The 14,311-nt window shown below is 37.3% G+C and carries 15 protein-coding genes; 8 read left to right on the top strand and 7 right to left on the bottom strand.

Annotated elements, in window-relative coordinates:
- The first annotated feature begins 6 nt into the window (after positions 1 to 6).
- Both ACYIAR_RS00665 and ACYIAR_RS00660 read left to right on the top strand, forming a co-directional pair.
- Entirely contained in the window at positions 7 to 2,409 is a 2,403-nt protein-coding gene (locus tag ACYIAR_RS00665) for a S8 family peptidase (protein ID WP_480331453.1), read from the top strand.
- A gap of 1,074 nt (positions 2,410 to 3,483) precedes the next feature.
- The gene (locus ACYIAR_RS00660) at positions 3,484 to 3,726 is read left to right on the top strand and encodes a hypothetical protein (RefSeq protein WP_480331451.1); all 243 of its coding nucleotides are present in this window, start codon (positions 3,484 to 3,486) and stop codon (positions 3,724 to 3,726) included.
- 20 nt (positions 3,727 to 3,746) lie between these two features.
- Here the strand turns inward: ACYIAR_RS00660 and ACYIAR_RS00655 are convergent, their stop codons facing one another.
- The 4 genes from ACYIAR_RS00655 to ACYIAR_RS00640 form a co-directional block, all read right to left on the bottom strand.
- Positions 3,747 to 4,640, bottom strand: a complete 894-nt coding sequence (locus tag ACYIAR_RS00655) for a helix-turn-helix transcriptional regulator (protein ID WP_480331449.1) — start codon at positions 4,638 to 4,640, stop codon at positions 3,747 to 3,749.
- Positions 4,641 to 4,754: 114 nt separating this feature from the next.
- A complete protein-coding gene (locus tag ACYIAR_RS00650; RefSeq protein WP_480331447.1) occupies positions 4,755 to 5,243 on the bottom strand; it encodes an SLOG family protein in 489 nt (162 codons plus the stop codon).
- Between the two features lie 4 nt (positions 5,244 to 5,247).
- Entirely contained in the window at positions 5,248 to 5,808 is a 561-nt protein-coding gene (locus ACYIAR_RS00645; protein WP_480331445.1) for a phosphoribosyltransferase, read from the bottom strand.
- 507 nt (positions 5,809 to 6,315) lie between these two features.
- Positions 6,316 to 6,492, bottom strand: a complete 177-nt coding sequence (locus ACYIAR_RS00640; RefSeq protein ID WP_480331443.1) for a hypothetical protein — start codon at positions 6,490 to 6,492, stop codon at positions 6,316 to 6,318.
- Between the two features lie 81 nt (positions 6,493 to 6,573).
- Between ACYIAR_RS00640 and ACYIAR_RS00635 the strand changes: the two genes are divergently transcribed.
- Entirely contained in the window at positions 6,574 to 6,795 is a 222-nt protein-coding gene (locus ACYIAR_RS00635) for a helix-turn-helix domain-containing protein (RefSeq protein WP_480331441.1), read from the top strand.
- Here ACYIAR_RS00635 and ACYIAR_RS00630 read toward each other — a convergent pair.
- The 3 genes from ACYIAR_RS00630 to ACYIAR_RS00620 all read right to left on the bottom strand — a co-directional run bounded on the left by ACYIAR_RS00630 (position 6,792) and on the right by ACYIAR_RS00620 (position 8,718).
- On the bottom strand, positions 6,792 to 7,175 hold the full coding sequence (locus ACYIAR_RS00630) for a hypothetical protein (RefSeq protein ID WP_480331439.1): 384 nt from the start codon (positions 7,173 to 7,175) through the stop codon (positions 6,792 to 6,794). The genes ACYIAR_RS00635 and ACYIAR_RS00630 overlap by 4 nt on opposite strands.
- A gap of 99 nt (positions 7,176 to 7,274) precedes the next feature.
- A complete protein-coding gene (locus tag ACYIAR_RS00625) occupies positions 7,275 to 7,634 on the bottom strand; it encodes a hypothetical protein (protein ID WP_480331437.1) in 360 nt (119 codons plus the stop codon).
- An 895-nt stretch (positions 7,635 to 8,529) separates the two neighbouring features.
- Complete coding sequence (locus ACYIAR_RS00620; protein ID WP_034523158.1) at positions 8,530 to 8,718, bottom strand: hypothetical protein; 189 nt, start codon at positions 8,716 to 8,718, stop codon at positions 8,530 to 8,532.
- Between the two features lie 174 nt (positions 8,719 to 8,892).
- Here ACYIAR_RS00620 and ACYIAR_RS00615 point away from each other — a divergent pair, with 174 nt between their 5' ends.
- The 5 genes from ACYIAR_RS00615 (at position 8,893) to ACYIAR_RS00595 (ending at position 14,305) form a co-directional block, all read left to right on the top strand.
- A complete protein-coding gene (locus tag ACYIAR_RS00615; RefSeq protein ID WP_005836494.1) occupies positions 8,893 to 9,129 on the top strand; it encodes a helix-turn-helix transcriptional regulator in 237 nt (78 codons plus the stop codon).
- Between the two features lie 164 nt (positions 9,130 to 9,293).
- Positions 9,294 to 10,439: a hypothetical protein gene (locus ACYIAR_RS00610; protein WP_271703142.1), complete on the top strand. Its 1,146-nt coding sequence runs from the start codon at positions 9,294 to 9,296 to the stop codon at positions 10,437 to 10,439.
- Positions 10,439 to 11,563 (top strand): DNA (cytosine-5-)-methyltransferase, encoded by a 1,125-nt coding sequence (gene dcm, locus ACYIAR_RS00605; protein ID WP_005837603.1) that lies wholly within the window; start codon positions 10,439 to 10,441, stop codon positions 11,561 to 11,563. The genes ACYIAR_RS00610 and dcm overlap by 1 nt, the downstream gene beginning before the upstream one ends.
- 4 nt (positions 11,564 to 11,567) lie before the next feature.
- Positions 11,568 to 12,404: a hypothetical protein gene (locus ACYIAR_RS00600; RefSeq protein WP_005837604.1), complete on the top strand. Its 837-nt coding sequence runs from the start codon at positions 11,568 to 11,570 to the stop codon at positions 12,402 to 12,404.
- Between the two features lie 101 nt (positions 12,405 to 12,505).
- Positions 12,506 to 14,305, top strand: a complete 1,800-nt coding sequence (locus tag ACYIAR_RS00595) for a DEAD/DEAH box helicase (protein WP_480331433.1) — start codon at positions 12,506 to 12,508, stop codon at positions 14,303 to 14,305.
- Positions 14,306 to 14,311: the final 6 nt, after the last annotated feature.

The following is a 14,311-nucleotide window of genomic DNA, read 5'->3' as shown; positions in this document are numbered from 1 at the left end:
GGTAATATGCAAAAGAAACATTTTTTCTTAGGAAATAAGATAGCAGAAGATCGTTCTTTTACACCAAGAACCAGGTCTGTACAACCGCCAACCATGCCTGAAAGAAACAGACAGGAACATGCGGCTTATATAAAAGAAATTTATAATACAGCTATTGATAAGGCAATAGAAACTTTGTCACAACGATCAGAAAGTGGATTACCCGTTGCAGATGGTGTTTATATGAACTTTGACATGGTTTCAGGTTTTGTTCCTCAGACATTAGCAAAAAGTAGTGGAGCATCTATTCTAAAAATCTCAGAAGATAAAGGTGATGGAAATGTAGATGTAACAATATATGTCAAGAAAGAAAAAAAAGATTGGTTGGACAAAAAAGCTAATGAGTATGCAAATGAAGAAATTTGCACAAGAAATGGAAACCCTAAGAATGCAACTCTGATTGAGCCAATCAATTCTATTGAACAAGCTGATGTTCATAGTCTTTATACTTCTGCTGAAGATTTTGATATGCTACCAGATAATCATTTGCAGACATTTGAAATATGGGTAACCAAAGGTGATGATTATAATGTAGAGGAACTTACTAAAACTTTAGACAGTCTTGGCCTTATATCAGCAGGTAAAAATATTCTTGACTTTGAAGGAGTTGCTGTTCTGTTAATCAAAGCAACAAAACAACAATTATGTGAGTTACCTTTATCTGTTGGTTATATAGAGGGAATACGTCCTTATAAACAGCCTTCAATACTTGTAAAATCCCATGATGAAAGCAGGGAATGGAGTGAGCTTATTAGAGATGAAATTGAGATTTCAATAAACAGTGACAGTGTAAGGGTGGGCTTATTGGATTCAGGTGTAAACAATGCTCATGATTTGATAGCTCCATTCTTATCGGATGATATGATGAAAAGTGCAATAGGAGTTTATGACACTATTGATCATAGCTTCCATGGAACGGATATGGCTGGCCTTATCCTATATGGTGATATGACAGATTTAATTTATGAGCATAAGAAATCTGTTGCAATTGAAAACAACTTGGCATCCGTGAAAATATATGAATCCGGATATGAAACTGATTCTGATTTTTATGGTGCTGTTATAGAGGATGCTATACAGCAAGCTCATGAAATGGGAGCATCTATACAATGTATGGCTGTTACAGATGACATTTCTTATGACTGCAAATCCACGTCAAGTTCTGCTGCTCTAGATGAAAGTATATACAATGGAGGGAATTGTGATCGTCTGGTGGTCGTTTCTGCGGGAAACATTGAGACTACAGAAATAGACGCTTCAGATTATATAGAATCATGTAAAGCTAATGCTATTAAAAGTCCGGCACAGGCATGGAATGCACTGACTGTAGGAGCTTATACAGAGAAGACTGTTGTAACTGATGATAGATATAAGCCTCTGGCTGCGCCTGGAGGAATTTCTCCGATGTCAAGAACCTCCTGGAGTTGGAGAAATGGTCTTAACAAGCCTGAGATTGTAATGGAAGGCGGTAATGTAGCTAATCATCCTGTACTGCAGACAACAACAACTCCTAATCTGAGCCTGATTTCGACCAGTGCAGACTTGGCAGAATCATTGGAGCCATTTTATGCAACCAGTGCAGCCACAGCATTGGCTGCACGTATGGCAGCAAAAATCAAGACAGTGAATCCTGACCTTTCTTTGTTGTCTGTACGTGGTATGATGGTACATTCTGCGAGATGGACTGAAGAAATGAAGCGTATAGGAAGTATCAATGATATCATGTCAATATGTGGTTATGGCATTCCAGATGAAGAAATTGCTTTATTTAGCAATGAAAGATATGCTACATACATCTTTGAAAATGAATTGATACCATATGTACGTAAAGATGGTTCAAATACATATAATCAACTGCATTTTTATGATCTCCCATGGCCTGTTGAATTACTTGAGCAGATGGGAGCAGAAAAAGTAAAGATAAGAATTACACTTTCCTATTATGTAAAGCCTTCTCCTGGTTATGCCGGTAGAAGAAATAAATATCGTTATCCTTCAGCAACTTTGCATTTTGACTTGAAGAGTCCACATGAAAATGTTGAAGAATTTTTATGTAGAAGGAATAAGAATGAAGGAGATAAAACAACAGATAATGATACTCAAAGATGGACAATCAAGCAAAATCGCCGTGAACAAGGTACTGTTCAGTCGGACTGGTTTGAGTGTACAGCAACTGAATTAGCAGGTTGTGGTCATATAGTTGTTTATCCAGGACCAGGTTGGTGGAAAGAGAGAAAACTGGCTAATGTTGATAATGTTATAAAGTATTCTCTAATAATATCTATAGAAACAAGTGAAACAGAAATATATAATGCTGTAGAGACTGAAATCAACAACAAGATAGGTATACAAATAATGCAGGAAGTATAAACCTATCATTTTAAGTTTAAATCATTGTTTTAAATATAATAGTTGCGGTTTGGAGTAATCCAAACCGCTTTTGTTTAAAAAAGGAGTGGTTAGCTACCTGAAATGCCATCACTAACCATGAAGCTCCAAGCTTTAATCTTAGTTACTGTTTCCTTATCTATTCAATGGCATTAGCCAATTGTGCAGAATCAATGGAAAAGGCTAAAAGGGATTGGTACTACGAGTACAATGGGATAAAAGCTGAAATATCATGAATAACAGTCATGATCTTGCCTTTATCAACTCCCTTTCGGGATATCCATTGAATTATTAACTCTGTACTATCTTTTGCCAATGACATACTGCTTGCTGCAGGGATTCCAAGAATCCCTAGTACATCTAATCCTACAGATAAAAAATTACTAATAACCTATCCTTTCGGACTTTTAATTTTGGCATGAACCTTCACTAAAGGTTCTACTGCCTAAAAAAAACTTTTTTTCATTTTCTTTAGATTTAAAAATTTTGAATTTTTAATTGTAGAGTTTAGCTCCATAGCGGCAAATGATGGTATCGAACCATAAACTTATGAGCTTTACCTGGACATTTACCATAGTTTTACCTAAAACATTGCAAATTTAGCGATAAATCTTTATATTGAATATTATTACTTTATTTATTGAACACCTATTCATAATACGTCCAATTTTCTGAAACAGCTTCATTCTAAGCTTTTCCTGATAGGTAACCTCCACCTTGTCATCGAGAACCAAGATTTCTCTACTAGTTCGTCAGTTACAAGAAGCATGTAATCAAATGACGTAAAAGCCCCTATATCTTCTATCTTTTAATGTTGTAAATGTTGATTTATATAAGTTTTTTGTTTAAATAATCAGGATTGTACTATTAATACCTTCATTGTTATAGTTGTATTTTTGATAAAAAGATGCGCGGATTCCGGTTGTGTTTCATCCGTATTGGATTAAACTTTTTAGAAGTTTTATACGGTTAAATTTCTGATTATCAAAATATTTTCGTATATTAGTATAGCAAAAAAGATTATAAACAAAGGTATAACAAATAAATCCTATGATTATGGCAAGAACATTTACTATTACCAGTTATGGCAAGACTAAGGAATATCCAGAGAGCCAGCGTAAGAAAATGATTAAGGAGTTTGATACGGCTATGCTTTGCTGTGATGGCAGTGAAGCTGAACGTTACAAGAATATATATGGTGACCTGGTTGCCGGTGAGAAGGAGTGTATGGACACAGAACGTCCATTGAGTCCTGAGCTTGAAGCAATGATTGAGCGAATGTTTACTACTCAAAAGTAATATTCTACAATTGCAGATTTTTATGTTGCATACCTGTTTTTGATACGCCCAATCTTCTGAAGTAATTTCATTCTCAAATTTTCCGGAAAAGTAATCTCCACCTTATCACCAAGAGCCAGTATTTCATCTACCAGTTCGTCAGTCACAAGAAGCATGTAGTCAAAAGACGTGAAAGTCCCCATATCATTCCTTTCCACCTGCGAATGGTGGAAAGGATGCTTTCTCAGATAATCAGCAAATGGGCCATAAGCCCGTAGTGTAACCTCTTCCGGCTGCTGTCCGGTCGGTGCCACAACACCAATGGAGTCTGAAAGACGTTTGGCAAGAGAAAATTTGTAGTCAGTATCAAATCTCTTACCGCTGAGATAGATTTTGGTCAGTGCATCAAGAGGAACGGAACTGAATTCTGTGCCGTTCCTGTACCCGAGCAGATACCATCGGTTATGGAACAACTTTAAACCTTCCGGTCGGAAACTGCCTTCCACTTCATTGCCCCTGTCATTCGTGTAGAATATGTACAGTTCATGTCCATCGCTAATACATTCCGATATATCCGGCATGTATTCAATACCACCTGACATGTCAGGCAGTACAACACGATGAAACAGACACGGACTGCTTTTCAGGGCCACATCAATGATACGGCTGTTGAACAGCCAGTTACGGCAGCTGTCACCGACTATTTCATCCAGATTCTGGATATAGTATGTATAGTCCTTTCTGTTGCACGCAATAACTATATCAAAATTTTCCTCAATCATTTTCCGGTGATGGTGGAATGTGCGCAGACTCAACGGTTTTCCATTGTACAGGAAATGGTGCTTCCAAATATCACAAAGCCTTTCAAAAGTGACCTTTCTTTCCTGATAGACTGTATGCAACAGCCAAATGTATCGGTTGTAGATATTATTCATAAAACTACCTCTTTAACTTATTTAACTATCTAAATATAAGCATTATAAACGAGATATGCAAGAAAATTGCACATCTGTTTTGTATAATATTTTCACTATAATCCGGACTGGTTTTCAGTACAGATTGACTATATCCATGCCTCTCTTCCTTGCCTCCCTGCAGGTATAGAATGTTCCTCCCAAAGGCTTGCCGTCATAATAGGCAATCAAACCGCATGAATGCTCCAGCATGAAGTCATTGCGCCTTAGAAAGCATCCCTTGAAATAGTGTTCACTCAATACAATAACCCGGTCAGCCTGGGAAATTATTCTCTGATAACGTTCATTTTCCATTGACGGCCACAGGCAGCTCTGTCTCCTGAAAGGTACAACGGCAATTAGCCGTATATCCGGGTACTTTCCCTTCAGTGACAATACAGTTTCAGCGGCCATCAGGTCGAAACCCATAGCCATGCCTGAGTAGAAGCAGGTAATGCCTGACCTGCAGGCAAGCAACACGGCTTCAGCAAGCCGTGCCCTTATTTCATCCTGCCTTTCTACGGGAACACTTCTGTGTCCCGTGAAAGCCAGTGACTTTGATTTTTCTGATAATATTCTGTCCATAGTTCTATACTTTATAATGAGTCCTTGCAAGGAAGATGCTTTCAATGACATTCGCTCCGAAACTCTCCAGCTGGTTCGCATACATGCCGAAACTTAATCCGCGTGTTATTACATCATCGAAGACTATGACTGCCTTGCCTCTGAACCACTCTTCATCAAACTCGATGATGCTCACCCTTCTGATTTCCTTTTCAGCCTTACGGTTTTCATGAATAGCAAGTCTTTCTCCGCATACCCTTACATGGTCATACCCGTTTATCGCTCCTGTGAGTTCACATACCCTTTTGCAGAAGTCCATGTACCGGATTTCATTCTTTCTTACCGATGATGCCGGAACCGGAATGAATACCAACTGAGAACATCTGTCCCCGTGTTCCTCAATCATTCTTGCTGCCGTCATCTGTGCCACCGCTTCATGAGACCTTCCGTCCTTGAAGTCATAAACCAACTGTCTGTCGGCGATTTCCTTCTCGCCCACATTCTGAATACGTTTGGGAAAATACTTGCAGAACCATGTCTGTGGCTTTTCCAACTGCTTTCTGATGCTTTCGTCCATCTGTACCATACGCTCTGATTTTTTTCCCTTCTGTCAGCAAGTTTTTCAGCTTGCCCGAAGGATATTTTTTGCAGTTCTCAGAAGCGCAGGCATTCAATAAGGCAAACTTCAAGGAAAGCTGAAAATACGCTCAACCCCGTTTGAGGAAGATTTTCAGCCCTGTGTTTGACGTTTGCAATGCCGGAGATACCTTTGCAAAAAAATATCTGAAGAGGCATGCTGAACAAACCTGTGGCTGTAATGGTACATTAGGATAACCATGTATCCCTTTCGCATCAGATGTTTTCAGATAATAAAATGCACACGTTTCAGGAGTGACAGTGTTGACAGAGAGTATCTGCCAGTGTATCAGATACTTCACATAGAAATCATGCGTTGACAAACGTTGACAAGTGTAGCCACAATTTTCAGTCCGCTAAAAATCCATAGCCAAACGTTGACACACTATAATATCATATTCTTTATAAGAAAAAGTAAGAAGGAATATAATATACTGTGTTACAGCAGCTTTCCCAGTCAGACCTTATGCCGGATTTCCATTGGATTTGTTGTCAATGCTGTCAACCACTGAATATATGCCTTCCTTATTTCCGTAAAAACAGATTTACCATCAACCGCCTTAGTCCAGCCGTATCGAATATGACGGGTAACACATAATCCATCGTATTCCCACAATCTCCGGAATAATCCCATATTTGACGTATTGACTACTAATAATCAGATGCTTACCTTTACATCATAGCATAAATGAAAGAATAATCAGCATGAGAAATAATGAAAGTCGTTCCCGAAAAGACATATTCAGTGAAGGAGGCAGCACGCTATCTGGGTGTCCATCGCTGCACCATCTATTCCTATATCCGCTACCTGGAAAAGCCGCTGGCTTTCCTGAAGATACCTGATAAGGCAAAAAGGGTGTTCAGAGGAACTGACCTGATAGCCTACAAGGAAACCGGCCTGCCCAAACGTGGCCGCAAGCGTAAGAAACACCGTTAGTTCAGTCTGTCCCATGGAATGGTATCCAGGACATTATATTTGGCATTCATAGCAGCAAGTTCAAGAGCCAGCAGCCTTGCCCTTAGCTTGACATCATCCATGTCAGCCACGGCCTGAAGGAACTCCGACGGCTCCATTGCTCCTGACTGAATCATCCATTCCTTTGCACATTGTTCAGGAACAGCGGCACTGACGAAAGAGAATATTTCTTTAGCTATGCAGCCGGCTGTACCGTTACCGGCTTCAATGGTAAAACAGAACGGCACACCGCTCGAAGTCTTCCGTTTGAAATTGAGAAACCGGATTCCATCCATGTTTTCCATAGAAACGCTCCACCCATGCCGGGCAGAGATATTAAAAATATTACGACAATTTTCCATTTACCATACAATTATAGTTTTGTTTTCATTTACCTGCTATAATAAGCAGCCGGTCTTGTCCGTGACGGATAGGACCGGCCACTTCTGTTTTCATACAGCCTATTCAAACTTTGCAAGAAATTCCTGAAGCCTGCTGTCCTGAATCTGTTTCAGCGGAACCGGTTGAAAGTTCTGCTGCTGTCTTACCTGAAGCTTGCCAAACCCCTGAGCACTCAGGTCAAGCTCCACATCCGAAAGCTCATTGAGGGAAATATACCCGTATTCATCCTCCATGAGTCCGACTACGATACCGAATAGAATCACATCGTCATCCTCCCTGTTTCCTTCAAGGATAAACCACCTTACAGAACCAAGGGCAAAAACCGCACGGCAAACAGCCTCTTTTCCCTTGCCGTCTTGGGAGTAGAGCGGATAACCCTCCAGAGCTTCCGCCAGTTGTGTCGTCATCAATCTGCACATATCAGTAAAAATTTAAAAGATTGTTTGATACTCATTCTTCTTGCTCGCATAACACTTGAATTTTGAAGTTCCAGTTCTTTTCCCTCCAGTAAAGCTCATTGAGCTTCATGGCCGGGAAAAACCGTTTTATGTGCATTTGTGACTGCGGACCAAAGGGAGAAAAAGACAAGTGTGAAGTCAGAGAATGCAGACGGAATACCCAAATTTTTGAGGTATGAGAAAATTTGCGGAAGGCTGCCGTCAAGTCCTCCGACTGAAAGTGCAAGCGTCACTTGGCGTTTCTCCAGTCCGCAGTACCTTTGCACATAAGAAACGGTTCCGGCTATGATGCTCCAATGATTTCCTGATATTCAGTATTCAAAGATTTCTGAGGAGCATAGTATCCGTTTTCAGACAAACCACCGGTAACCGGTTGCCAATGTCAGAGTCTTTGAAGTGAAGAGCAGCGCAACCTTAAAGGCTCTGTCTTTGGCAACAGTCCTGATTTATCTGCATGATTGTATGAATCTGTCGGTTGAAACTTGCCTGGTATCGGGATACGAAGCAAGTCAGCCGGTAAGTTTTCGTAGCATAAGGCAAGTTGTTCCGGCATCGCATGAAATACGAACAGTCGGAACAGCTTGCCTGTATTTTAAGACGAGTATTCAGGGATATAGGACGTTCCGGCATTGCAAGCTTTAGCCTGCATCATCGGAACGGCCTGCTTGTTTTCGTTTTCAGACATGTTATCGATAATCAGTTGCCAATGTCAGAGTCTTTGAAGTGAAGAGTAGCGCAACCTTAATGGTTCTGTCTTTGGCAACTGTCCTGATTTATCTGTATGGTTGTATAAACCTGTCGGCTGAAACTTGCCTAGTATCGAGATACGAGATAAGTCAACCGGTAAGTTTCCGTTTTAGAAGGCAAGTTGTTCCTGTATCGCATGAAATACGAACAGTCTGAACAGCTTGCCTGTATTTAAAGGTAAGTCTTCAAGGAAATTGTCCGTTTCGGAAGTGCAAGCTCTAGCCTGTATCAACGGAGCGGACTGTTTGTCTCCGTTTTTCAGACCATTTCTAATGGTAACATAAGTTGTTAATGTCATATGCCTAAAATACTGTAAAGCTATTCAGTGCAGCAAGAGTCACTCAAATCTGACAACCACTTTATTCTATTGCATAAAACGCAATAGAAATGGAGATATAGCTCGAAAATATGGCTATAAATCTTACATATATACATCTTTTTATATTATTTTTGCACAAACAATTATATACTTATGGCAAAAGATATAAATCGTATTAAGGTCGTTTTAGTGGAGAAAAAACGAACTAACAAATGGCTTGCAGAAGCTTTGCAAAAAGACCCTGCTACTGTTTCAAAATGGTGTACAAACGTTTCACAACCATCAATAGAAACTTTAGTTGAGATTGCAAGAGTACTTGAGGTCGATGTTAAGGATTTATTGGTGTCTACCACCAATGACTCTGTTTATATAAAGATACCTAAAGTATGATTAAATAGTGATTCCCCGATAGATTTTCTATTATATGGTTATCACCCATGATAATGTAAGAATCATAATAATAAGAGTATGATTTTTATAGATAAAAATATCTTTAAAACATTATTCTGGTTATTAAAACGGGATGATTAAGAAAGTATTGTATGGGCTTAAATATGAATGAGAATTGGTTTGAAATAGTTGAGATATTAAGAAATACATTAGACAGTAATTACAGCAAAGCTGAATTTGTTTCTGCAGTAGAAAACTGTTTTAGAGTCCTAGGATGGAGGAAGACTAATGGCTCTTTGATTAAGAATTATAATTTACCTAATGGCTCTAATGTTGATATTGTATTGTCTAAAACTTATGGAGAAAATGTGCAATCCGATTATATTCCTGTTTTTATCCAGTGTGGAGAATTTCAGTATAATGAAACAGATAATGTAAGCTTTGCAATGGATGAATTATTGACAGAGGCAGCCATATCCTTCGGTAGTTGTATTAAGTTTTTCTATCGTAATAATCAAGATATAATCCTTAGTAAAGAAATCCTATTAGAGGAAAGTAATCACGAAGGAATACAAATATCAGATTTACTTTTGTTTCAACATTTCAAAAAGTCTTTAGTTCATGACTATATAACTTCACTAAATGAAAAAAATGAGGTTTTATCTAAATTACGTTTGGATATTAAACGTATTTCAGAGGACAGGAATATACTTAAATCCATATTCTCAGATTTTCTCGTGCAACAGGGATATGACAGGGTGTTGATTGAAGAAGAAATGCGGAATCTTGAAATTGTTGTATCGCAAAAACAGCTTTGTTCTAAAGAAATGGAAAATCATTCTGCGAGTACAAAGGATACAACACGTTTCTCTTTTAATGGAAGCCAGTTTTATCCTAAAAAAAGGTTTGTTCTTGCTGTAGTAAAGCAATATGTTAAAGAACATCCTGGTATCACATATAATGAACTTGAAAGAGTGTTCCCATCGGGCATAATAAGTAAACAAAGAGGTGTCATACGTCCATTATCAGTTGTACAGGAATGGATGAAAGACAATGCTGATTTGTCTTCAAGATATTTTCTTGAATCAGATGAATTAATAACACTAAATGACGGACTTCAGTATACTGTTTATAACCAATGGGGGTTGAAACAATTTAATAAATTTCTGGAAATTGCTCAGTCCATGTATATTGTAAATAGTGATAAAAAAAATAATGATGTAATAGATGATATTCCTGAACATTTACATAAATCAGTATTGCAGATTTCCAAGGAATCTTTACAATCGTTTGTTAAAAAGAAAAGTTGATGAAGAAAAATAAATTTACATTTATAGATTTGTTTGCTGGTATTGGAGGCTTTCATACTGCAATGCATAGTGTTGGAGGAAAATGTGTGTTTGCCAGTGAATGGGATAAATATGCACGAATTTCATATGAAGCTAACTATAAAGATATAGAACCAGATCTTTTCCAAAAAGATAGTTATGGGAATTATCTGTTTTTTAACAACGATATAACAGAAGCAATACCAGAAAGTATTCCTGCATTTGATGTCTGTTGTGGAGGCTTTCCTTGTCAACCCTTTTCTATTGCAGGTTTAAGACGTGGGTTTGAAGATACTCGTGGAACTTTGTTCTTTAATATAGCTAATATTGTTAAGCAAAAAATTGATTCAGGTATTCCACCAAAAGTGTTGTTCCTGGAAAATGTAAAAGGATTGAAGACTCATATGAAAGGCGAAACACTTAAAACGATTTTAGCAACATTAGATGAATTGGGGTATGCATATAACTATGATGTTTTAAATGCAAAATATTTTGGGGTACCTCAAAATAGAGAAAGATTGTTTATTGTTGCATGGTATAAAGACATTGTTAAAGCTACAACTTTTAAATTCCCCTATGGAATAGCACCTGATGGTAGTACAATATATGAAAAATCGAAAGATCTTGGAGATAAGGTAATAAAGACCAAAGTTTCAGATATTTTCGAGCCAGAAGATTCTATTGATAGTTACTATACTATTAGTGATAGGTTATGGATTGGTCATCAAGAGAGAAAGAAAAGGAACAAGGCTAACGGTAAGGGATTTGGCTATTCACTTTTTAATGAAAATAGCGTATATAGCAGTACAATATCTGCAAGATATTGGAAAGATGGTAGCGAAATTCTTATTGATCAATCTGATAAAGGATTAAATCCCAGAAAACTAACTCCAACTGAAGCAGGTCGTTTACAGGGTTATCGAATTATAGGGAATGGCTGGAAATATCCGGAAAATGCAGATAACCAAAATTATAATTCTGATAATCTGGAATTTCACATAGTTGTTCCAAGAAAGGAGGCATATCATCAGTTTGGAAATAGTGTCGCAATACCTGTTATCAAAAGATTATCAAAAGAAATTGTCGAACAATTATTAAAAATATAGGCATATGAACAAAGTGATAGATACGGAACAAGTCATTGAATCAAAACAGATTCTGAAAGATTTACATCAGGTTCTTGTAGATGCAAAGAAAAGATTTACTGATGAGTTCATAGCGCAGGAGGTTAAGCTGAGTGATACATTCAAAGTTACCTTTCGTAACATGTTGAATAAAAAAAACTGTACGGTAGAATATTTCAGTTATACTACAGTTGTAAATAATACTTTTGGACAACAAATTTATATAGCTAACCAATGGTTTGTAATTGCTTCATATTTTGTTGATTTTTGTTCGGAGATGTTAAGCTATCAGAGTCTGTTCTTTAAGATTTGTGAGCGTATTGGGCTTAATCATAAAGGAATGAAAGAATATGCGACCAGATTAAAAGAGGCTCCAACTATGGAAGATAAATCCAGTTTTATGGCTACAGCATTGGAAATGCTTAATGATGATTACTCTGATGTACATGATGATAAACATAAAGTTGCAACATATCTTTGGAAATTTGTAAGTGATTATTCCTGGTGGGCGGGAAATAAAACTGTGGACAGAAATGACTTTTATTTCTCTGCGCTTCTTAATCAAATGAATGTAGTGAATGCAAGTGCTGGATATTTGGCAACAATAGCATGGTATTATTCCTGTGTTCTTTCTTTAAGGTTGTTGGTAGATAATACAGATAATTTTACTATTGACTTGAAAAAGAAAACTATAACTGTAAAACCATATAAAACAGAGCCTCAAACTGATACTAAACTTTGTGAATCAAACGAGATTTATAAAGCCAATAAAGGTATCTCTATAAGTGCGGCAAGTCTGGAAAGGTTTCAATCTATGAGTTAATTATGAAGGCAAACTGGATTATATGTGATAACCATTTGGCGCTGAAGGATGGTAACAATATTTACCATCTAAGTGCTTCAGAGATTTATTCTTTCTCTGATATGAATAGAATAGACGGAATAGAATGTGAAAGCCCTTTAGTAGATTTACCGGCTACTCGTTTCTCTAAAATAGGAGCTGCTGCAAAAATCATGTTGACCAGCAGTGTCGAAGGTGATATATATTTCAATGTTTATGCTATTCGTAAAGGTAAACAGATAACTGTAGATATTGTAAATGGATTGCTTATAGATCAGTGCATATGTGACAATATATGGTTCTATATAACAGAAACAAGCAGTATAATTCAGGAGATAATTACAAAGTCTGGAATAGTATCTTCTGGGCGTATTAATTTAAAACAGTATTTAAGCGTTATTGAACAAAGTATATTTGGTGACTTAGATGTTGTTGAGAATCATGTAGAGCAATCCGTTTTACATAAGCCAGTAGTTACAGATTCAAGTATACCAAAGGACCTTAAAGCCACATTATTCCCTTATCAAGAATCTGGATATTCATGGATAAGGACTATGTTAGAAGTAAATAACGGATGTATCCTTGGAGATGAAATGGGATTGGGGAAAACTATGCAGGTAATAACTGAAATGTTATATTTGAAAAGTCAGTTTATGACCCCAATAATCGTTGTTGCACCAATATCACTTCTTACTAACTGGCAAAGGGAATGTAAGAAGTTTGCACCGTCACTTAATGTTATAGTTCATTATGGGCCTTACAGGATAAGCAATTTTCGGGATTTTTCTGAATTTGATGTGATCATAACTTCCTATACTACTGTAATAAGTGATATTCATATGCTTAATATGATTAAGTGGAAAATGGTTGTTTTGGATGAAGCTCAAAGTATAAAGAACCCTGACAGTTCCAGAACTAGAGCCTGTAAGCAGTTGAATAGAGTAAGAAGCCTTGCGTTTTCTGGAACCCCTTTTGAAAATCATATAACGGATATATGGTCATTGGTAGACTTTATTCAGCCTGGTTTGCTTGGCACACTTAATACATTCAAGAAAAACATTACTGATGACATTGAAGGTGGTAAGAAAATTGAGCCAATACTCTCTGCACTAATGGTACGTAGACTTGTTTCAGATGTAGCTAAAGACTTGCCTGAGAAGATAGTATCTACACAGCCTCTTCGAATGTCGGAGATAGAGTGTCAACAATATTGTAATTATCTGGAAGCATTGAAGGATGGAATGGATACAGAAAATCCTTCTCTTGGAATGTTACAACAACTACGCATATATTGTACACACCCGTATGCAGTAAAGGATAGTTCTTGTAAAGATGATCCATCTGTAGTGTCGGTTAAGTATCAAAGATTTTGTGAAATTGTTGAAGAAATTATAAGTCGGAAAGAAAAAGTAATTGTTTTTACTTCATATAAACGTATGTTCGAAATATTTGAAGAGGATATACCTGTCAGGTTTGGAATTAAAATATGGTCTATAAATGGAGAGACACCAATAGAAGACAGGCAGTGTATAGTTGATAAATTCAATCATTTAGATGAACCGGCAATGCTGGTCCTTAACCCGAGGGCAGCTGGAACAGGACTTAATATAACAGGAGCGAATCACGTAATACACTATAATCTGGAGTGGAATCCCTCTCTTGAAGACCAGTCCTCAGCACGTGCATACAGACGAGGTCAAGAGAAGACTGTATTTGTTTATAGATTATATTACACTGATACAGTAGAAGAGGTTGTAAATGAAAGGATTGAAAGGAAACGTGATATTGCTTCATACGCAATTATAGGGAATGATGGTAAGAGCCAAGATAAGGCAGACATTCTTAGAGCTTTAGAATTAGTACCTTCAATAAAAAATAATTAAAAAACA

This window comes from Parabacteroides sp. KHUB-01 (assembly GCF_056640935.1).
Note: the sequence above shows the minus strand (reverse complement) of the source record. Positions and strands in the feature narration are given on the sequence as shown.